The organism is Actinomadura spongiicola, from assembly GCF_003432485.1.
Lineage (GTDB): Bacteria > Actinomycetota > Actinomycetes > Streptosporangiales > Streptosporangiaceae > Spirillospora > Spirillospora spongiicola.
Window position 1 is genome coordinate 16,628 of sequence record NZ_QVNQ01000013.1, and the last position, 21,753, is coordinate 38,380.

At 63.7% G+C, this 21,753-nt stretch carries 10 protein-coding genes; 9 read left to right on the top strand and 1 reads right to left on the bottom strand.

What is annotated here, in order from left to right; translation table 11 throughout:
• The first annotated feature begins 284 nt into the window (after positions 1–284).
• The 5 genes from D0T12_RS31240 (at position 285) to D0T12_RS31260 (ending at position 10,480) form a co-directional block, all read left to right on the top strand.
• Positions 285–1,040 carry an HNH endonuclease gene (locus D0T12_RS31240; RefSeq protein WP_147339695.1) on the top strand — a complete coding sequence of 252 codons (756 nt, stop codon included), beginning with the start codon at positions 285–287 and terminating at the stop codon, positions 1,038–1,040.
• A gap of 623 nt (positions 1,041–1,663) precedes the next feature.
• The gene (locus tag D0T12_RS31245; protein WP_199487813.1) at positions 1,664–3,073 is read left to right on the top strand and encodes a PD-(D/E)XK nuclease family protein; all 1,410 of its coding nucleotides are present in this window, start codon (positions 1,664–1,666) and stop codon (positions 3,071–3,073) included.
• Positions 3,074–3,091: 18 nt separating this feature from the next.
• Positions 3,092–4,228: a pPIWI_RE_Y domain-containing protein gene (locus D0T12_RS31250; RefSeq protein ID WP_117404460.1), complete on the top strand. Its 1,137-nt coding sequence runs from the start codon at positions 3,092–3,094 to the stop codon at positions 4,226–4,228.
• Positions 4,229–4,289: 61 nt separating this feature from the next.
• Positions 4,290–7,628 carry a pPIWI_RE_Z domain-containing protein gene (locus tag D0T12_RS31255; RefSeq protein ID WP_233526403.1) on the top strand — a complete coding sequence of 1,113 codons (3,339 nt, stop codon included), beginning with the start codon at positions 4,290–4,292 and terminating at the stop codon, positions 7,626–7,628.
• A 38-nt stretch (positions 7,629–7,666) separates the two neighbouring features.
• Positions 7,667–10,480 carry a pPIWI_RE module domain-containing protein gene (locus tag D0T12_RS31260; RefSeq protein ID WP_199487814.1) on the top strand — a complete coding sequence of 938 codons (2,814 nt, stop codon included), beginning with the start codon at positions 7,667–7,669 and terminating at the stop codon, positions 10,478–10,480.
• Positions 10,481–10,794: 314 nt separating this feature from the next.
• Here the strand turns inward: D0T12_RS31260 and D0T12_RS31265 are convergent, their stop codons facing one another.
• A complete protein-coding gene (locus tag D0T12_RS31265) occupies positions 10,795–12,747 on the bottom strand; it encodes an ATP-binding protein (protein ID WP_158581691.1) in 1,953 nt (650 codons plus the stop codon).
• A gap of 388 nt (positions 12,748–13,135) precedes the next feature.
• On the opposite strand from D0T12_RS31265, the gene D0T12_RS31270 reads away from it, so the two are divergent.
• The 4 genes from D0T12_RS31270 to D0T12_RS31285 are packed head-to-tail and all read left to right on the top strand — an operon-like array spanning position 13,136 to position 21,322.
• Positions 13,136–15,208: an N-6 DNA methylase gene (locus D0T12_RS31270; RefSeq protein ID WP_233526404.1), complete on the top strand. Its 2,073-nt coding sequence runs from the start codon at positions 13,136–13,138 to the stop codon at positions 15,206–15,208.
• A 51-nt stretch (positions 15,209–15,259) separates the two neighbouring features.
• Positions 15,260–16,894, top strand: a complete 1,635-nt coding sequence (locus D0T12_RS31275) for a class I SAM-dependent DNA methyltransferase (RefSeq protein WP_117404226.1) — start codon at positions 15,260–15,262, stop codon at positions 16,892–16,894.
• Complete coding sequence (locus D0T12_RS31280; protein ID WP_117404228.1) at positions 16,887–18,110, top strand: restriction endonuclease subunit S; 1,224 nt, start codon at positions 16,887–16,889, stop codon at positions 18,108–18,110. Before D0T12_RS31275 ends, D0T12_RS31280 begins: the two co-directional genes overlap by 8 nt.
• Positions 18,107–21,322, top strand: a complete 3,216-nt coding sequence (locus tag D0T12_RS31285; RefSeq protein WP_117404229.1) for a type I restriction endonuclease subunit R — start codon at positions 18,107–18,109, stop codon at positions 21,320–21,322. The genes D0T12_RS31280 and D0T12_RS31285 overlap by 4 nt, the downstream gene beginning before the upstream one ends.
• Positions 21,323–21,753: the final 431 nt, after the last annotated feature.

Consider the following 21,753-nt stretch of genomic DNA (forward strand, 5'->3'; position numbering starts at 1 on the left):
GTGACCACGTCACCGTTAACAATGCGCACCTCTGGCACACGGCCTTGCATCTCTCCACAGTGACACGCGGGTCTGACAGACGGTGGTCGGCGCAGAAACGGTGGAGAAAGTGTGGCGAATTGGTACACCGGGCCGTGTTCGCGGGCCTGCGCACCGGGCCGTCGGCGCGCTCGGAGAAGTAACGCGGGCGCCACGCTCAGCCACGAGTACTGCTAGGCAGTGAAGTTCTGTCAGTGTTCAGAGTCACAATTGGGGCACCGACAGAACCTCGTCGAGGGAGAGCCATGGCAGAGCGCGAGCGCAGCTACACCGCTGGAGTTGCAGCAGCCTTGCATGCCCTGTGCGGTAGGCGCTGCTACTGGCCAGACTGCAATGAACCGGTCGTCCGGTTTGTCGAGGACCGACCGGTCAACAACCTACAGATCGCCCACATCGTGGCCGCGAAGCGGAACGGCCCTCGGTTCATCAAGATGGACCCCGAGGAACGCAAGTCCTTCTCGAACCTCATCTTGCTCTGCCACCCCCATCACACCTTGGTTGACAGGGTTGAGCCGGAGAAGTATTCGATCGAACTCCTCCAGGAGTGGAAGGCGCAGCGGGAGGGACCGGAAGGCGCTGCATTGCGCGGAGTTCGCGACCTCACCGAGGAACGCCTCCTAGAAATGATCTTGGAGGCAATCGTTGCACGTGACAAGCGCATTGACGAAGCCATCAAGCGCTTTGAGGAAGTGGACTTCGAGGCTGCCCGCGTCCTGCGGGACATGCTCGAAGAGCTGAACTACCTCCGCACCCACGGTTCCGTTCTCGATCCTGACGTCGTCTCGATGCTCCACGACGCCGCCACCACCCTCAGGCCCAATGTGAACGAGGACACGGTGGGTGGGCTCTGGCATGCCGCGAACGTGCTCCAGAACCAGAACCTGCACGACACCGCCGAGGCCCTCAACGCTGCGGCGTCGGAGCTCTCGAACATCCCCGACCTCGTCGTTCAGTTGCAAGGCATCGTTCAACAGCTTCAGAACGCGCGGGGATATATGTAGCGGCTGGGACGAAACGCGCAGCCTGCGAGCCCGCGCACCGCGGAGCAGAGCTCTTGGAAAGGCCTCAGTGACGGCGGCACGCGTAGCGCGTCGGGCGCTGCGAGCGTTGGGGCGTCCGTGCTGGCAGGCCGGGAGCAACCCGCCATCTGGGCCGATAGCTGTCGAGTAGCAGCGACTCTACAAGGCTCCGAGCACTGTCGTGGCGTGGCCGGATACGGCAGCCCAGCCAGCGCCGAACTTCGGTGTTTAGCCTGGTCGTGCGCTCGTTGTGGTGGCAGAGTGCACGAGCACGACCGGCCCTTACGGGCGGACTGTGAAGGTTTCGCCGTGTTGATCTAGTTGCTGTGATTTCCTATTGGCAATCCGGGTCACAGCTTGGCTTCGGGAGCGCAGGTTGCGCGGCCTGCGGCGACATGCTTGGGGGAGCGGTGGACGGCCGATGGCGGAAGCCCCCGTGGTTGGTCGGGGATGAGCATCTGTTGCGGGTGGGACCGGGCACCGGAGGTGATGAAGAGAACTCGTGCCCGTCTTTCGCTGCGGCGAAAGCGCGCCCGGCATTGCGTACGGCGGTGCGTTCACGTTTGCCGAGGTCCCGCCTGGAGACCTTCACGCTCGGCCCGATCATGGATGCTCTGGACGAGATCGAGTTCGACGAGACTCCACTTGAGTTCGCGCTGGCCGGATTGCGCGGATGTTCTCCCGCCATCCACGCTGGTCACCTTCGCTATGCGGACCATGCGGTCCGCCTTTATTGGGAGCATTGTAAGGGCGAGAGTCTCAAGCCGGTTCAGCCTTACTGGGTCGTCCAGCGGAACGAGGAAAATTTCTGGGAATTGTATGCGTGGTGGCGACGATATGAATCGCTGGATGGGAGCGTTCGTGAGTACCGGAGGCTGCGGCACGGAACGGTCAAGGGCTCGCCTCCCGGCGAGATAGGCATTGCGGCTTATGTGGCCGCTCACGGGCGTCCGGCAGCTTGGCCGAAGCCGTGGAGTGAGTGCTTCCCGATACTTGGCGCGGCACCGCAACGGGTCCGCCGTATAAGGATCGTGGAAGTCGGTCTGGCTGATGGACAGGTGAGCGTCGAGTTCGAAGGCAGTGTCGAAGACGCCGAGGACTATTACCGCACGTACGGACACCCGCACGTCGCCAGGGTCGTATCGTCCGGCGGCCTGTCCACAGGTCCCTCGTGTTTCGAGTGCAAACAGAGGACCGCCTGCACAGCGTTGCCACGAGTACCCGGGATCCTCGGCTTGCCATCACGAGCGGCCTCGCTCCGCAAGGTCTCCGTGAGCGATCTCCGGTATTACAGGGACTGCCCTGCGCAGGCACACCTGAGATCGTTGCATCTTCCCAAGGAGGGGGAGTACAGCGATTCGGCCAAGCTCGGCCAAGCGGTTCACCACTGGATCGAATCCCTGCACCGCCGTGACGGCCACCCCGCATGTGCTGCGGCAGACATGCCCTCTCCGGGACGGAATTGGACGAAGGAGCGATGGCGGGTTCCGGATGAGCTGGCAGATACCGGTCTGCGGATGCTTCATCACCATGTGGACGCCTGTCCTTTCCAGGCGGGAGACCTCGTTGAACGTGCTGAGACGGAGGCGAAGCGCGCCTTCCACGACACGGCGGCGCAGGTCGTCGTCGTTGCCAAGCCCGACCTTCTCTACCGTGAGGACGGCTCCTGGGTGTGGAGGGAGCTCAAGACGACGCAGAAGGAACGCTGGTTCCACGACGATCTGCTGGATGAGTTCCCGCAGCTCGCTCTGGGGGTTGTGGCACTTGCGCGGGGTGCGCTTGGCGGTGATCCGAGCGGCTCCCGAGTGGAAGTGGAGGTCCTCCGGCCGACGGGGTCTGACCTGCACACCATCGACCCCTCCGAGCCGGACCGTCTGGAGAAGGCGCTGGCGGTGCTCCGGCGCTATGCCACACCGTGGCGGGAAGACGAGACCTTCGAGGCTCGACCGGGCCAAGAGTGTCAGTGGTGCCCTGTATCCAGGTGGTGTGCCAGCTACTCAGCCGCAGACCTCTGAGGATGAAGGGCCCGTGTGATGGCCGAGACTACTCCGGCCACTGCGCCGAGCTTCTTCGACGGCGAAGTTCTCATGCGCTTGATCGCCACCGCCATGGTCACGCTATCCCGGCAGCGCGCCGTGCCCAACCCGGTCTACCCGGCCAAGGTCCAGAACGCCTATAACCATCTGGTTCTGCGTTGCCTCGAACGTGAGGTCGATCCTCCGGGCAGCGTCGCCGAGATGATCTCCTGGGCGAGTGAGCTGCCACTTGAGCGCTGGCCGGTGTCACTCCCTGAGGAACTGCTCGGAGGGGACGGCCTGCTCGTCGACAAGGAGACGCGCACCCCCACCCAGACGTGCTTGGAGTGGGAGGTGAACGCCGCCGACCCCGCGGCCGAGTTGTTCGAGAACGATCGTCTTCTGGATGCTATCGCGGTCTGCCGTGCGGCTCAGGCACCCGATGCCTACACGGCCTTCCGGCGTCACCTGACAACGCGGCCGGTACTCATGGGTGCCGAACTCGCTGAGCTCGGCGGAGATCTGGAGTTTGGGCTCTTGCTTCACGCCATTCTCAAGCGTTGTTACGAGACCGCCCCTGCCTCCTATCAGCGGAACGGTGTGTACATGCAGTGTGAGCGGTGCCGCTGCCTGATGGTGCCGACGAGCCGAGGTGGCTTCCGCTGCGAGCTCGACCGTTGCCGGCGGGATGGCAAGACCAGCCGCGGGACTCCGCTGCGCGGAAATAAAGGAGGCGTGCTCCAGCTCAGCAGGCCCTTGCGCATGTTCATCACCAGCCCGGGGCTCGCGGAGACGGACCTGGAACAGGCGCTCATCTCCAAGTTCGGGATCAAGCCCCAGATGTGGCCGAACTATGACGCCTACGACCTCAGGCTGGTTCTTCCCAACGGCCAGGCGTGGGCCGTGGACGTCAAGGACCGGGTTAACCCGGTCCTGCTCGCCCGGACAACGAAGCCGTTTCGCACCGATCCGCCGTTCGACCGGGCGTTCCTCGTCGTTCCCCGTTACCGGTTCGCCGAGAACGACGCCTACGGGCGCATCTTCGCCCGTCACCTTCCCGAGGCGATATCCGATCAGATCACCCTGCTCGACGACCAGGCGTTCTTGAAGCTGGTCTCATCGGCGCGGAACAGGCCAGGAGGTTGGCGTGCGTGACCGTAGTGGCTGGCACCGGCGTTGTTCGCCCTCCCAGCTCAACGAAGTGTGGCCGAGGAAGATGGACACGTTCCGGCCCGGCGATCTCCTCGACGTCGAACTTGGGCTTTACCTTCTGACGTGCATCATGCCCACCAGGACCGCTGCGGACGCCTGGACGTTGCTGGGCGGCTACCCGTATGCGGAAACCTTCGGGGACGTCCACAGCGAGGACCAGCGGTTGCCCATCCTGCGGGCGCGTCACTACCTCTGGGACCTCAGACGCCGCAAGGCATGGCGTGACGGCCTCGACGACTATCTCAAGGTCCCCCAGGAACTGCGCGGCTACGACCTGGACGGCCTGGACGACATACCCCGCCGTCGCGAACCGGCTCGGGCCGCACGCCGCTTCCAGGTCTACGAGGAGTTGCTGACCACCGCCCCGGTCTACGCCACGCGCGAGATTCCCATGGCCGACGCCGAGGAGCACACCTTCCGCGCCCAAGACCGGGAATTCTCGGTCACTTTCACCAGCGAGCTGCTGACCGACTCCACCCCCCGGGCACATCCGCTCGGAGCGCTACCCGCTGGACGAGGCGAACCCGTCGAGGTCACCTGGGAGGAACTCGAAGAGGCCGCCCACAAGATGGATGCCATCGAGGAAGGCCACCCCGATGGCCCACGCAACAGATGGACCTGGCGGCTCAACCGCGTCAAACTCCTCGTGCGTGATGAGGAGGCGGGCAGATTCACCCGCAAGGGCAAGCTGCGCGTCGATCGCCTGCTGCACCTTGTGGGAATGGTCGGCGCCGGTAAGTCCACGATCCGCGACATTCTGGCCTTCCAAGCCGCGACACAGATGGGGCGGCGCATCACCATCGTGGTCGGCGACGTCGCCGAGACGCTCACGATCGTCGACCAGTTTAACCGGCTGGGCGTGCGAGCCGCCCCCGTTCTCGGCCACTCCACCAGGGAACGCAACATCAGCCGGCTGCACCGGCGAACGGCCACCGCCGGTGCCGTCACCATGCTCGCTCATGATCATCCAGGGTTCGCCTACCTGAGCAGCGCCTGCCCGGTGGACGCGTTACGGGGTATGGAGGCCAGAGCACCACTGGGCATCCGTGAGGCTCCCTGCACCTCGCTCTACACCGTCCCCGAGCCGGAGGAGGCCCCGGCCGAAACAACGCTCGAAGGCGATGCCCCGCCGGCGTCCCAGCCGAAGCCAAAACGGCGCCTGTGTCCGCTGTGGAACAGCTGCCCGCGGCATCACGGCGCGCGCGAACTCGTGGACGCGCAGGTCTGGGTCGCGACCCCCGCCAGCCTGGTGCACAGCGCAGTACCCCAGCACCTGCACGTCGAACAACTGCGGTACCTGGAACTGGCGTGCCGACTGAGTGACCTGGTGATCGTCGATGAGGCCGACCGGGTACAGATGCAGCTCGATACGGCGTTCGCCCCCGCCAGCACCCTGGTCGGCAGGTCTCCGAACTCATGGTTCGACGAGGTCGCCGTCCACAAGTTCCAGCAGATGGCCAGAGACGGACGTCTGCAACTCTCGGCTCGGGACGTCGACGACTGGACCAACGCGGTCAACACCGTCAGCGCGGCCACCGATCGGCTCTACGCACTGCTCGTCAAGGACGAGGAACTAAGGAAATGGATCAGCGTCGACTACTTCAGCGCCTTCACACTGCACTCACTGCTCATCGACAGCTGGTTCCCCGAGAGCGATGAAATCGACCCGTCGCCGCAAGCCCGGCTAGTGGAGGAGGCGCTCTCTCGATTCCGCGACGATCCACTGCACGAGACCCGGCCCAAGGACGAATCGGATGATGTCGCCGAACTCGTCAACACCTTCGTGCATCTCGCCCTCGAACTCCTTCACGCCCCGCACGGCTCACGTACTCGTGATCGACTCCGCTTCACTCTCACGGGCATCGTCGGCCCCAAACCAGACATCCTTGACCGGCTCGACATGCAGGCGATCCGCTTTGAGTTCACGTTGCTCCTCGCCGCTCTCCACAGCCGACTCGACTTCATGACAACCCTCTGGCCGCGGGTCGAGGCGGCCATGAACCTCGAAGCCACCTCCAACGCCCTGTCCCGAAGGCCCCCCAAGGACTACGAGCCCGTCATTCCTGAATCCCCGATGGGCAACGTTCTGGGATTTCAGTTCCGACATGACGACCGGGAACGCGACGGTGACCGGAGCGGCGAACTCCGGTTCTTCCGCTGCAACGGCGTCGGTCGGGAACTCCTCGCCCGGCTCGGCGACCTCGCCATCGTAGACGGGCGGCCTGGCCCGAACGTATTGCTCATGTCGGCGACGAGTTGGGCGGGCACATCGAGCAGGTATCACCTGCACGTCCCAGTCGGGGCGATCTTGCGTCCGCTCGACGAGGAAATCGAAGCCGTCCTGGCCACCGAGTTCCGCAAGGAGTTCCTCTACTGGCCAGGTAGTGACAGACCGGTGAAGTTGTCCGGATGTGACCCCGAGGAACGCCCCGAGGCGCTGCTCCAGATGCTCCACCAACTCGCCGTCCCCGACCGAAGCCTGATTGATTCGGTGAGTATGCTCGACGCCGAGCTTGCCGAGATCGAGGACCCCGAGCGGCGTCGGATCCTGCTCCTAGTTGGCAGCTACGTCGAGGCCCGCCGTGCCGCAGAGTTCTTGAATCAGATCCCCGAGTGGAACGGCCGGGTCACCCTGCTAATCCCCGATGATGCAGACGCGGACACCTCATGGGCACGCATGCCGGAGAACCCAGCGGTGCGGACGCTGTCCCGCGGGAACGTCGCCTCCTTCGCCAGAACCGGCGGTGAGATCCTGGTCGCACCGCTGCTCGCCGTCGAGCGAGGCCACAACATCGTCCTGAAGGACGGGAAGGCCGCCATCGGAAGCGTCTACTTTCTCGCCCGGCCTCATCCCCGGCCCGATGACATCTCCCTCGCCATTCAGGCGATCAACGACTGGGCTGTGCGCCAACTGCGGGACCATGACGGTCTATTCCGCCAGGCAGCGCTCGCCGCCGGAACGCCCGACCAGGCCGGGAAAGAGTTTCGAGGTCGGGCACGCAAGCTGTGGAACCGCCTCCTCACCAGGCGACTGGCATGGTCGAGCCTGCGTGAAGACGAGAAGATCGCATTCACGTGGGACCAACTCGTGGTCATCTGGCAGGTCATTGGCCGCCTCGTCCGCGGGGGCGTCCCTGCCCGAGTGGTCTTCGTTGACGCGGCGTTCTCCCCACGCGAGGCCGGATTCCACGCCACCGACACCGCGGACACGAGTCTCCTGGCCAGCATGCGCGAGGTCCTCGCCCCCTACTTCAACGGCGATCCTGACCTGTCTGCGCTCGACCGATCGCTTGTCCAGGAACTCTACGAGCCGCTCTACCGAGCGCTCATCGACATGAACTAAGCCGATGTCCCCACACAGGTCACCATGAAGGGTACGTAGTGGAGTACCAGCAGATCCGGTCCGCGTCATACTGGCATAACCCTGACCGGGACGCCTTCAAGGTCCCCATGCACACCCTCGCCCTGCCGGCCGACTGGGAGGCGCCCATCAGGCGCCTCTACCAGCACGGGATGACACCTCAACAGGCGGAACGGCGTCAGCTCATACCGACCAAGAGCATCAACCAGCTCATGCGGGCCCTGGCACCGGACCTGCTATCCGTCGATCACAACGCGACCTTCGGTACGGATCAGCCATGGCTCTACGCCGCCAGCCCGTATCCGACCCGAATCATCAACAGCTTCGTGGGCGCCTGGCTTCGAGACCTGCAACAGAAGCCAGAGGATCCGGAATCGGCCAGTCTGCTCCACAAGACCTTCCGACTACTCGACGCGAGCGGCCTCACCTGGCAACCCGCCAACGTCGACCTCCTGGAGCAGACGACATCAGCGGGCGGCACCTCCCTGCCAGCCTCCCACCTCTACCGGCTGCTTCCCGATGTCCTCGCTGCTCGGATCGCTGCGCAACCCGCCTACGAGCACAACGGAAAGACCCTGCAGTTCCGCCAGGTGGCCGGCGACGCCAAGGTCGGCGGCGCCGAGCTCATGTCCTGGCCCCCACGGACCTACCAGTCCAACAACAAGGACGACGACGGCAAGAAGACCTGGTACTACTCCGCCTACATCCGGCTCAGCCTGCGCACCGTTCCGTTCTCACCTGTCCCTCGGATCCACCTGAGCACCGGCATTCGCCGCTTTGTCCGCGGTCAGGTATGGATGCCCACCGAAGGAGGCGTGTCGGTATACCTCCTCCCGGATGAGTCGCTGATCCCGGACGGGCCAACACCGCACCGGTTCTCCGTCGCCATGATGGAATGGAATCGCGGCACCACGGATTGGAGGCACGGAGGGCCACAGGGAATGCTGCTCGGGGTCTCCGCGCTTGACCAGCTTCCTCCCGTGGACCGCCTGGTCAAGGAAGCCGATCGCTGGATCGACGGACCCAATGACGATAATATAGCCGTGGCCGTAAGTCACCACGCCGCCATGGGCTACCACGCCATCGGCACGGGCCTCATGCCCAGCGAACGACGCAGACTAACAGAATGGGCGGAACAGGCGCTGGCACCGGACTTCCTGCCCGTCCCACTCCTCACACGAAGTAGATATAGCAAGCCGGCCAAGAAGCAGTTGGAAAAGCGTCGATCCATTCCCAAGAAAGAGCTTCCCGAAGAGAAACTGGCCGCCATCCTCGCGGAAAACGAAGCCATCAGCGGACGCAATGCGCTCCGGCGCAGAAAACACTTGGCCGAAGCCATCGATGGCCTTCCATTTGTGGCCGTAGTGCTCTACCAGACGGAGGGCATGCGAAACCGGATCATCCAGGCAGCAGAACGCGGGCTCGACCTCGTTTCGCACCGGGTCGAGGATGGCCCCGAGACGTGGACGTGGCGAACCGAAGAAATCGAGGTAAAGGTCCACGCACTGCCGATCGGGGAACTCGCGGCTCCCCTCGGAGGCGACAGCCCGCCAGCCAAGGGCGGAGAGCACAACCAACAGATCACATCTCGCCGTCATGCCGTCGCGGCTTTCATCAAGAAATTGAAGGTGAAGATGCCGGGTGCCCAGGTCGCCTTCGTTGAGCTGGACGGCAAGGAACGGTTCGCCAAGTCCAAGCGCAGGGCCGACCCGAAGTACGCCATCCGCCTCGGCCTCGCGGATGCGGGTCTCGTCAGCCAGTTCTTCCGCCCCCTCGACCCGGACATGGAACCCGACGAGGCTGAGGCGGACGCCGTCTTCCGGGCCGAGGCCGCGTGGCTGGACGGTCTGCGGCAGACAGGAATGCGTTTCGTTCCCCTCCACTCACTAGGGGACTCCATACCGGAAAACCTGAATCAGCTTGCTTTCTGGCTGGTGAAGCGCCGTTCCGACGGTCCCACCAACAGAGCCCAGTTCACTCCCATCGCGGTCCTCCTTCGTCCTGGCCAAAAATGCATCATGGGAAAAACAGCGGACATGTCCGAATGGGTGCCGTACCCGCAACTCCTGCGAAGCCTCACCAGCCACATCAGCAAGGCCGAACTCAAGACCGCTGCCCAGCAGTCCGCAGCAACGGCGGCGTTTGTCAAGAAGACCCTGAGCGCGATGCGCGGCAGCCCCACGCTGGTGCTCGTTCGAGCCCAGAACATCCGTTACAGGTGGCCATGGCTCCTCAACCGCGGTCTGGTTCAAGACCGCATCGGTTTCGACAGCGGTCCCCTGCAGAGGATCGGTCTGATCGGAAAGCAGCTTAGATTCATCCGGGTCGCCGACAGCGAGCGAGACGAGACTGCGGAATGGTGGGCGCCGGCGGAGCTGCTCTCCGAAAAGCATGAAGGTAAGCAGCGCGGCGGCATTGCCAAGGGGCTTTGGGTCGCACAAGACAGTTACCATGTTTTCTACAGCTCAGCTGATAGGGCTAGCACGCACCCGGTTAGCTCGGAGATGGCCAAGCTCACTTCCCACGTCAACGACAAGGGCTACAGCGAGTTCAAGCCCACCAAGAACGCCTGGAACCCAGAACTCCTCGAACTGGTAGTAGCCTGCATGCAGCCTGGAGACGATCCCGAAAAATGGGCGATGTTCGTCCATCAGCAACGTCTTTGTGACGACTATCGGGACGTCCTCGGCCTGCCGCTGGCCCTGCACCTGGCCAAACTAGCGGACCACTACGCCCTCCCGCAGGAAGAAGTTGAAACCATCACCGATACCAGCAGTGAGGAATCGCCCAGCGAGCAATTGATGCTCGACATAGAACCCATAGATCACTCGTGATCGTGGAGCCGAGGTGTCCAGCCGCCAGGTAACCGGTGCTGTGCCCCGTGTTTCGTAATGCCGGGGCCCGGAATTTCATGCTGGGTGTCGGGTCTGGTAGATCCTCTCGTACTCGATCGGAGTGAGGATTCAGTACGTTGTGGCGGCGTCGGCCGTTGTGGAAGGTCTCCAGGTACTCGAAGATTGCATTGGCCATTTCGATGCGGGTGTGCCCACTCCTTTGATGGCAGGTAGCGTCCTGGGGCGTTGTCGAGGTCCCGTGAAAGCGTCCAGTTCATCGGCGGAACGAAACACTGATAGAACCGTGTGCGACGTTACTCGTTCTCGACGTCAGGAGTTGACTGCGGGATGAACTCTGCGTGCTTGCGTTTGAGGTAGTCGCGGCTGGTCTGGTCGGTTGAGACTAGTTCGAGGGCGGAGCGAAACGCGTGGACTTTGCGGTCAGCATGATCGAGCAGTTGACCCCACGACATGACCCAGATCCTGTAGCGGGGATTGTTGGTGGTCAGGCCAGGTCGAGCAGGATCGCTGTACAGGTTGCGCACTGCCTCGTTGATCTCGGTACCCACGAGCCAGAAGTCCCAGTCGTGTGGCGTTCCCTGGACCTCGGGATGGGCGGTGATGGCGGATGCGTAGTCGTTGATCTGGCCGAACTCCGTCATGGTGAGCCGCATAGGGCGCTTGAGTTCGACAACCAGGTGCCGGGTGCGTTCGCTCTCGGGCAGGTGGCGAGAGAAGACCATGTCTACACGCCCGCTCCTGCCCGACGGCAGCACCACGGGGGTGGACGCAAACTCCACGTCGCCACGTCGGGTGATCAGTGTTCGCACGACGCGGGTCAGCCCTGTCTCTGAGAGAGCCAGGTTCCACTCGTCGCCGAAGATCCACGGCTCGTTCACCAGCATGGGGTGGAGTTGGTCGACCTCGCGGAAGACGGTCTTGGTCTCGTCGGCGTACAGCAATTCGCGCAGCCCGTGCAGGAAGTCGGAGCGGTCCGCGATTGTCTGGGCGGCCCGGATGATGGAGGCGAGCTTGGTGCGCTCTAGTAGATCGGTCAGGATTTCCTGTTCGTCCTCGCTGAGGTCGAGTACCGCGTTGAGGATGCGGTTCGTACGTGACGGCTCCGCGCGGGTGGCCTCTTGGAGCAGTCGGAGGGACAGTTCCTTTTGCTTGACGTCTCGGCCGACGGCCGGGCTGGCTACTACCGCGACGATGTCGAAGATCTCCCGCTCGACCTCTTCGGCGGCGTTGTTCGGCTCACCTTGGTAGGGATAGACCCCCTCGGCTTTCCACTCGGCCAGGATGCTGCCCTTTTGCTCGTCCAGCCGGCGATTCAGGTAGTCCGCGAGTGCACGTTGAGCGGCTGCAAGCAACTCACCGTGCCTCATCTCGGGCACGCGGAGATCGGCCGGGCTCATCAGATCGGGATCACGGAACCCGTCCCAGTGCAGGTAGGCGGTCCAGTGGATCGGGGCTGGAGGCATGCGGCCGACTTTGTGCTCGGTGACGACTCCGCCCCGCTCGTCGCACAGATAGATGGTCTTTGATCGCATGTCGACTGACCACTCGACGATGTGGAGCCGGGGCCGGGCCTTGCCATGAAGGGGCACCGCGTCAAGATCCAGGTCGAGATCGTTTTCAAGGGTGATGTGAGCTTGTGGCTTGAGGGGTTGTCCGCGGTATGTCACCGTGACCTTGGGCATGGCCAGCAGCGACGCTGCTAGTCGGGCGGTCAATGGCAGGTGGATCTCTCCGTCTGCGATGCTGGCAACACGTGGCGTCTGGCGAGCTTTCATGCGGACGGTGGTGCCCGTAGGCCCGGACGACGGCCACGGTCCATCGAAGGTGAACTCGTTGGGGGCCCCGCGGTTCCCGTGTATCACGGTCTCGCTGAGTGCGTCTCCGTCCGCTGAGACTGACCGCCACTCGACCCGCTCGGCGATGCCGTAGGCGAGGAATCGGCCGCGACCGAGATGGCCGTGCATGGGACGGTTGATGTTCGGAGAGAACCCGGACGTCCGCTTCCAGGATTCGCCGTGGGTGAGGAAGAGGTCAGGAGCCTGGTGGTGAGGCATCCCGTGTCCGTCATCGCGGACAACGATCTCCTCGGGAGCACCGAGGGCGCCGATCGTGACCGTTGTCTCGACGTTGTTCGCCTCCGCATCGAGGGCGTTCCAGATCGCCTCGGCGAGGACGTCGACGGGACTCGCGCGCTCCACGTAGCCGAGGATGGTATCCCTGCCTGCGCGCACCTGCTTGGTCTCCACTGCCCACAGCCTACGGGGCGAGAGGTAGTCCACCTTCTAACGAGACGAATTCGCTGCCAGCGACCGATTCTTGGTGAAGGTTCAAGCACCGAGCCGCTTGTGAGCTTGCTGCAGCCGATCATCCGTTCGCATCGGCCGATAATCCCTGTTATCAAACAATCCCGGTACGCGAGTGGTGAAGCGGTTGTAGGGTCCGGATATACCCGACGACAGAGTGGCCGCGAGAAGGCAGACAGCGTCGGCAAGTGGTCCGTTGCGAGATAGTCAGAGAGGAGCGCGCGCCATGTTCCACCGGCCCGGTTTGGTGCCGCCCTCATCGGCCCCTCTCACAGCCGCACCGCTCGTTACGATGTCTGAGATTGCGGCTCTCGCCAGGGTGAAGCGTCCCGTGGTCACTACCTGGCGTCGACGGCATGCGGATTTCCCGGCTGCCGTCGCGCACAGTGCTGGCCGGACCCTGTTCCATGGCGGACAGGTGGCCGAGTGGCTGACCTCGACTGGCCTGGGCAACGCCGACCCTGCAGAACTGCGGTCCGAGATGGCTCTGTTCAGCGTCATGGCGCTGACGGACCGGTTCAGCGCATGGCAGCTTGTCGAGGTTCTCGGCAGCCTGCTGTGCCTGCGCAAGCTGGATGAGCGCCCACTACTAGCTGCCGCCGCCGATGAACGGCCGGTATGGGCTTCGGTGATGCACCGGGCTGAGCGGCTGGATGCCGAGGACGAGTTCGTACTGCGGGAACTTCGCTCCGTCGATGTCGCTACTGCCGCCCCGCTGGCCCGGTTCGCCGAGGACCTGGTGGAAGCCGCCTACGACGAACACGGCGCATACGAGTGGTTGTTGGCCTCCCGTTTCCGTCTCGGATTGGACGCGCTCACCGCGGATGCCGTCACCGAGCAGGTCCTAAACCTGCTCGTCCAGCTCACCGATCTGCGTGCCCGGCTGGAGCATGGCGAGTCCGTCACCCTCGCTGACCCTCATGCTCGCGCCGGTGATCTGTTGGCCGCGCTGTTGCACAAAAGTGGCGACCGCGAGAACACGACGCAGAACGTCACGGTGTTGGCCGCCGATCCCGACGAGCAATTGGCCCGCATCGCATGTCGCCGCCTGCTGCTTGCTGGCGTCGACGAGCTGGCCCTTGACGTGCAGGCCGGGGTCGATCTTGAGGAGCGCTTGGCGGACCCGGACCTTATCGTGACCCAGCTTCCGTACCGGCCTGGCGAGGAACGCTCAGTGCTTGCCGCCTTGAAAGACGTCGAGCGCATCGCCGATCTGCTCGGCTCCGGCGCCACGGCCCTGGTGCTAGGTCCCGCCGATGCTCTGGTGGACGCCTTGCGCGGCACTGAAGAGTCCCGGCTGCGGTCGGCCCTGCTTCGCAGCAACGTCGTCGAAGCGGTGATCGCTCTGCCCGGCGGTGTACTGCCCTACCGTCCCGGCTACCGGTCGGCGCTGTGGGTGCTCACCCGCGACCCCGTCCCCGCCGCCAACGGCAAAGTGCTGCTCGCCGATATCAGTGCTGAGACAATGACCGCCGACGTGTGTGCCCGGTTGGCCGAGGACGTACTCCTCTGGCGTGCCGAGGGCTTCCGCGCACTCGGAGGCCACGACCCCTGCTACGGACGCGCGGTGGACGTCGCCAATCTGGACCGCGCCTTCGGTGGGCCGTTGGCCCCGCCCGCGCCGCCCACCTCAGCGATCCTGGCCCGTGCGGTCATCGAGCGCCCCACCCTCATCGCCGATGCTGAGGCGCAGCTGGAACGGGCGGTGGCTCAGGCCCGGTCATACGAGGACGCGCACGGCTCGTACCGCGGCGGCGTTCTGCGCCGCACCGGCCGGATCCCTCAGCGGACCACCCTTGGTGCGCTCCTCGCTGAGGGCAGGGTCATCAAGCTCAAGGGTTACCGCCTCGACAAGGAGCACATTGTCACTGGTGACGGTCACCATAGCGTGCTCGGCCCCGAAGAGGTCACAGGAGACAACCCCATCGGGGCGCGGCGCATGGACCGGATGGTGCTGGCCGCAGCCTACGAGCGGGTGACCCTCACCGAGCCCGGCGACGTCATCTACACGTTGACGCCCAGGCTCGGACTGCACGTCGACCACGAGGGATTCAGCGTAGTTGCCTTCCCGGCCCGAGTGCTCCGCGTCGTCCACGACGCCAATCGGCCACTGTCTCCGCGTGTCCTGGCCGCCCTGCTCGGGGCTGCCCGCGACACTGGCCGCAGCCCCAGCGCCGTGCGGCCGGCCCGTCGGATCGAGGACTACCAGGTGCCCGACCTCGATCCGGACGACGTCGAGCGTTTCGACGGCCTGCTGGCCGAGATCGAACGTAGGGAGAAGTTGCTGCGCGCCCAAGACGACGCGCTCGCCGAAGCCAGGCGGCTCACCATCGCCGGGCTGGCGGACGGAACCCTCGCGCTCGAAAGTACGCCAACGAACCGACGCGAATGGAACTCCAGTTGATCACCTTTCCTCGACCACACGCCGTTATGCAGTCTCAAGGAAGTAGGAACGATGCCTCCGCGTAAGCGACCCATCGCCGGACAGGGTGAACTGCCCGGCGTCTCCAGCACCAAGGAGATCCAGGACATCCTTTGGAAAGCCGCCGACAAACTCCGCGGTTCCATGGACGCCGCCCAGTACAAGGAGTTCGTGCTCGGTCTGGTCTTCCTGAAGTATGTCTCTGATGCCTTCGTTGAACGCCGGGGGGAGCTGGCCGCAGACTCCGAGCTCGCGTTGATTCCTGAGCATCGCCGGGCGGCGTTCCTGGAGGAGAAGGACGAGTACACCGAGAAGAACGTCTTCTGGGTGCCCCCGACTGCTCGCTGGGATTACATCGCCGAGAACGCCTCCAGCACCGAAGGCGGCGTCGGCAAGCTCCTCGACGAGGCCATGGACGGGGTGATGAAGGCAAACAAGGCCCTCAAAGGAGTCCTCCCAAAGATCTTCAACCGCGACAACGTGGACCAGAAGCGTCTCAAGGAACTGGTCGATCTCATCAGCGACGCCCGCTTTACCGGCCACGGCGACCGCCCGGCACAGGACGTGCTCGGCGAGGTCTACGAGTACTTCCTGGAACGTTTCGCCCGAGCGGAGGGCAAACGCGCTGGCGAGTTCTACACGCCGGCGAGCGTGGTGCGACTGATCGTCGAGGTTCTGGAGCCGTACGAGGGCCGGGTGTACGACCCCGCATGCGGTTCGGGTGGCATGTTCGTACAGAGCGGCAAGTTCGTCGCTCGGCGGCGCGGTAAGGACCACACCCACGACATTGCGATCTACGGCCAGGAGGCCAATGAGCGCACCTGGCGGCTGGCGAAGATGAACCTCGCCATCCACGGCATGGACCCCAAGGGCATCGGTGATCGGTGGTCGGACACGTTCGGCGACGACAAGATGCCCGACCTCAAGGCCGACTTCGTCATGGCCAACCCGCCGTTCAACATGTCCGACTGGGAGAGGAAGACCGGCGACCCGCGGTGGAAGTATGGTGTCCCGCCGCAGTCCAACGCCAACTTCGCCTGGCTCCAGCACATCGTGTCCAAGTTGGGAGACCGAGGCAGCGCGGGCGTCGTCCTATCGAACGGATCCATCTCATCCAAGCAGTCAGGCGAAGGGGAGATCCGGGCGGCACTGGTCGAAGCGGACCTTGTCGCGTGCATGATTGCGCTGCCGGGCAACCTGTTTCGCACCACCGCGATTCCCGCGTGCCTGTGGTTCCTCACCAAGGACAAGAGCCCCCAAGGCGCGAAGGCCCTAATCGATCAACGTGGCCGGGTGCTCTTTATCGACGCACGGGCAATGGGTACGATGATCGACCGCACGGAACGCATCCTCACTGACGAGGACCTGGAGAAGATTTCCGACACCTACCACGCATGGCGCGGCACCAAATCAGCCAAGGGCAAGGGCCTCTCTTATGAGGACGTACCCGGCTACTGTTACAGCGCATCCCTCCAGGAGATCGAAAAGCACGATTACATACTGACCCCGGGGCTCTATGTCGGGACGGCAGCGGCCGAGGAGGATCCAGATGCAGAGCCAGTGGAGGAACGTGTGGCTCGCCTGACCAAAGAGCTGTTCGCACAGCTTGACGAGTCGGCGCGACTGGACGCGGTGTTGCGTGAGCGAATGGGGAGCATCAATGGCTGACGCCACTCTGCCTGATGTGTCGAGCCTGCCTCCCTTGCCGGAGGAATGGACTTACGTGGCCTTGGAGGAACTTCTAGAGCCAAAAGGTATTTCCTATGGAATTGTCCAACCGGGCGCATCAGTACCCGACGGAATACCTATCATTCGTGTAAAAGACCTGAAAGGAGGACGCGTAGTTCAGCGAGATCCTTTGCGGGTCAGTCCGGAGGTTGAAGCAAAGTATTCGCGTACCCGACTTAGGGGAGGCGAAGTACTGCTTTCCCTTGTCGGTTCGGTAGGAGAAACGGCGATCGCCACTGATGAGCTAGCCGGGTGGAATGTTGCACGCGCCATAGGAGTACTCCGAGCTGCAAACCAGGTATCGGCCCAGTGGATCAGAACGTGTCTGAGTGCCGAAGTAGCGCAGCGATATATGCAGGCTCGCCTTAACACCACTGTTCAGGCGACCCTGAACCTGCGAGATGTCCGAAAAATCCCCATCGTCGTGCCTCCTCAGCGGGATCGTAAGGCCATCACGGCGATACTTGAGGTACTGGATGACAAGCTTTCTCTCAATGAGAGGATCGCTATCACTGCCGACTCGCTAATTTCTGCCTCGATGCAAGAGGTTGCCATGAAAATGCCGGGGGAGTTTACCGAGCAAGCACTTTCAAGCATGGCGGACTTCGTTAATGGGCGAGCCTTTACGAAGGGGGCGTCTGGTGCCGGCCGGATGGTCGTCCGTATCGCGGAGATTAATTCCGGTCCCGGACCTTCGACGGTATACAACGACATCGATGTTCCTGACAGGCACCTAGCGCGCCCCGGCGATGTCCTCTTCTCATGGTCCGGCTCTCTTACAGTGGCCCGATGGTATAGGCAAGAGGCGATCATCAATCAGCACATTTTCAAAGTGGTTCCGCGAGGTGATAGGCCAATGTGGCTTGTCGCCGAACTTGTCCGATCGAAGCTTGCGGAGTTTCGTGCCATTGCCGCAGACAAGGCAACCACCATGGGCCACATTCAGCGTCGGCACCTGGATGGTCCTGTGGTGGCCCCGAGCGTTGCAATGACGCGGAAGCTTGATGCTCATCTTGGCCCACTCTGGGACCGAGCACTTAGCGCCGAGCAGGAATCTCTGCGCCTCGCCGCCCTCCGCGGCACCCTTCTTCCCCAGCTCATGTCCGGCAAGCTCCGCGTCCGTGACGCTGAACGGATCTTGGAGGACGCCGTATGACCGGCATTGATTTCGGCGGAAAGATGACCGAGGCCACCTGGGAGAGCCTCGCCATGGCGGAGCTCGCCGAGCTAGCCTGGGAATCCAGGGAGGGCAAGAGCATCGCTCCCGGGACCGAGCACCGTAGGGACTGGGATGACCTGATTCTGCACGACGAGCTTCAGTCGGCGATCGAGCGGCTGAACCCTGAACTGCCGGCCATGGCCGTCCACGAGGCCCTGCGCATCGCCACTGATCCTGCCTCCACCGAGCCGTACCCGGAGAACAAGCAGGCGCACGCCTATCTGACTGCCGGCATCAGGCTCACCTACACTGACGACTTCGGTGCCGAGCAAACCCCGACCGTCCGCCTGGTCGACTTCAGCGCCCCTAACGCGAACACCTACCTGGCCGCCAATCAGGTCACCGTCCGGGACGCTGAAGGCGGTCACCGCCGCTTCGACATCGTCCTGTACGTCAACGGCTTGCCTCTGGCTGTCATCGAGCTGAAGAGCGCCGCCGACGAAAACGCGACGCTTAAGGACGCGCACGCGCAGCTGCAGACGTACGTGAGGGAGTTCCCGATCGCGTTCCGCTATAACGTGCTGTGCCTGGTCTCGGACGGCATCACCGCCAAATACGGCACGGTCTTCACCCCGTACGAGCATTTCGCGCCGTGGAACGTGAACGAGGAAGGCGAGCCTGCCGACACCAACGCGCCCGACTACGACGGTCTGGAGGCGATGAGCCTAGCGCTCCATGGCCTGTTCACCCGGTCGCGCTTGCTGACCCTGACGCGCAATTTCGTCAACTTCACCCCTACCGGAAAGCGCATCGCCAAACCTCACCAGTACTTCGCGGTCACCTGGGCCGTGAGGGAGATCGTCAAGGCCTCGCAGGCCAGCGGCCAAGCCGGCGTGGTTTGGCACACCCAGGGTGCTGGCAAGTCCGAGGAGATGGTGCAAACCTCCGCGCTGGTCTCCCGGCACCCTGCTCTGAACAACCCCACCATCGTTGTGATCACCGACCGTAACGACCTTGACGACCAGCTATACGACACCTTCCTCGACAGCCAGGTCCTCCTCGGGCAGGAGCCTCTCCAGGTCACCACCCGCGAGGAGCTGCGCACCGAGCTGAAGAGCCGTAACGTCGGCGGGATCATCTTCACCACATTGCAGAAGTTCAGCCTCAGCAAGGCGGAGAAGGACGCGGGAATCAGCCACCCACTGCTGTCGGAGCGCCGCAACCTCCTCGCCATCGTCGATGAGGCGCACCGCTCCCACTACGACAGCCTCGACGGTTACGCCCGCCACCTGCGCGACGCCCTCCCGTACGCCACGTTCATCGCGTTCACCGGGACTCCGATCTCCAAGGCCGAGGCCAACACCCGGGCGGTGTTCGGTGAGTACATCGACATCTACGACCTCAAGCGGGCTGTCGACGACGGGGCCACTGTCCGGGTCTTCCACGAGCCGCGCGTCATCGACGTGACCCTTCCCCCCGACGTTGATCCGGCGACGATTGATGAGCAGGCAAATGCCCTCACCGAAAAGATGGACGATGCCGAGCGCCGCCGCGCCATGCATTACGCCGCTACCATGAATACGATCTACGGTGCGCCTGACCGCATAGCGACGCTCGCTGACGACCTGATTGCCCACTGGGAGAAGCGTCGGGAGCTGGTGCGGCCGGACATCGGAGGCCCCGGTAAGGCGATGGTCGTCTGCGCTACGCGGGAAATTTGCGTCCGGGTGTTCGACGCGCTTGCCGAACGACGCCCCGAGTGGGCCAGCAACGAGGTCGACGAAGGCGTCATGAAGATTGTCTTTCACGGTGACCGTGCCGACCCGGGGCACCTGCGCAAGCACGCCCTGCGCAAGTCCCAGCAGAAGGTTGTCCAGGCCCGCGCTAAGAACCCCGACGACCCGCTGGAACTGCTCATCGTGCATTCGATGCTGCTCACCGGCTACGACGCGCCACCTATCCACACCCTCTACATGGACCGCCCGATGCAGGGCGCCAACCTGATGCAGGCGCTGGCCCGCGTCAATCGCCGCTTCCGCGGCAAGCAGGACGGCCTGCTGGTCGGCTATGCCCCTCTCACCGACAACCTTGCTAAGGCCCTGCGGGAATACACGCGCAGAGACCAGAAGGAGCAGATCCTTGGCGCGGACATCGAGCGAGCTATCACCGAAGTCAGGAACGAACTCGCCACCATCAAGGGCCTGCTCGCCGGTTCGCGCTGGCAAGAACTGCTCACGGACACATCCCATCCTGCGCCCCGCAAGCGCGCCCTGCGCCTGACCTCAAACTACTTGCGCGACCCGCAGACACCCGGCAATAGGGTGGAACCCGGTGCTAAACCGCTGTCGGTCCGCTTTAAGGAGAGCGCCGCCCGACTGGACCGCTTCTACCGAGTCTGCGCCATGAGCAAAGAGATCGCCGAGCGCTGTGAAGACATGGCGGACTGGCGCCGCGACATCGCGTTCTTCAGCGAGGTGCGCGCCTGGATGGTCAAGCTCGATGCCGCCGACCGCGAGGCTACGGGACAGCCGCTGACCGCAGAGGTTCAGCGCTACCTCAAGGCGCTCGCAGCCTCGGTTGTCGACGCGGATAAGGTCACCGACCTGTACGAAGAGGCTGGCATCGGCCGGCTGGATATCACCCGCATCAACGATGCGCAGTTGCGCAAGCTGGAAAACTCCGAGACGCCGCATCTGGTAACCGAGGCCCTGCGACGCATGATCGAGCAGAAGATGCGCGAGGTGACCAGGCACAACGTCGTCCGGCACGAGAGCTTCTCTGAGCGCTTGGAAGACTTGATGCGGCGTTATGTGCTGCAGCAGCTCACCAGCGCCCAGGTGATCGCCCAGTTGGCCGTGCTGGCCCGGCAGGTGACGGAAGAGGCCCGCCGTGGCGAACGCTTCGACCCGCCCCTCAACCAAGCGGAGCTAGCGTTCTACGACGCTGTCGCCCACCGCAACATGGCCGAGTTGATGGAGGGCGGTGACGAAAAGCTTGCGGAGATCGCCAGGGCACTGGTCGCGGACATCCGTAGAAACCTGTCTGTCGACTGGCTCTCACGCGAGCCCGTGCGGGCCAAACTTCGCACCCGTATCCGCCGGGTCTTGGCCAGGTTTGATTACCCGCCCGAGGAGGAGCGCGAGGCCATCGACCTGGTCCTCAAGCAGATGGAGACCTTCGCGACCCAGTGGGCGCCGGGTGCGACATAGCCGTAGGTGGCAGGAATCTTGTCGTAGCAGGCGGCCATGCCTCGTCCCCCCCAGCTTTGTTGATCAGTCACTCGAAGGCGTCCCCTCCCTGTAGAGAGGGGCAGCGCGACTAACGGGTCGGCCGCTCCTGTTGCTGTCTTCCCGCGGTCGTCGGCTGGGCATAGCTGATGCAAGATCCGCTCGGCTGGTCGAGTGGGGAGACTCGGTTGGGACGTCGCGATCTAAGGAGTTCAAAGCATGGTGAAAGGTGGCCTCGACGGACCGGTCCCGGCAGCGGCCGTACGTGGGCGGCGAGTCCTCGACCTGCTGGACAAGGCAATCGACATCCAGAGCCCACTGGTTAGCAAGAACATCGCGCGGGCCCGCCAGCGAAACCTAGCGGCGACACCGGCACAGGTAATTTGCAATTTGGAGCGGATGCACGTCAGCGC

Excerpts from the sequence above, each read along its gene's own strand:
- D0T12_RS31250 (WP_117404460.1), top strand. The coding sequence starts at position 3,092 with ATGGCCGAGACTACTCCGGCCACTGCGCCGAGCTTCTTCGACGGCGAA.
- D0T12_RS31240 (WP_147339695.1), top strand. The coding sequence starts at position 285 with ATGGCAGAGCGCGAGCGCAGCTACACCGCTGGAGTTGCAGCAGCCTTG.
- D0T12_RS31255 (WP_233526403.1), top strand. The coding sequence starts at position 4,290 with ATGGACACGTTCCGGCCCGGCGATCTCCTCGACGTCGAACTTGGGCTT.
- D0T12_RS31245 (WP_199487813.1), top strand. The coding sequence starts at position 1,664 with ATGGATGCTCTGGACGAGATCGAGTTCGACGAGACTCCACTTGAGTTC.
- D0T12_RS31280 (WP_117404228.1), top strand. The coding sequence starts at position 16,887 with ATGGCTGACGCCACTCTGCCTGATGTGTCGAGCCTGCCTCCCTTGCCG.
- D0T12_RS31275 (WP_117404226.1), top strand. The coding sequence starts at position 15,260 with ATGCCTCCGCGTAAGCGACCCATCGCCGGACAGGGTGAACTGCCCGGC.
- D0T12_RS31285 (WP_117404229.1), top strand. The coding sequence starts at position 18,107 with ATGACCGGCATTGATTTCGGCGGAAAGATGACCGAGGCCACCTGGGAG.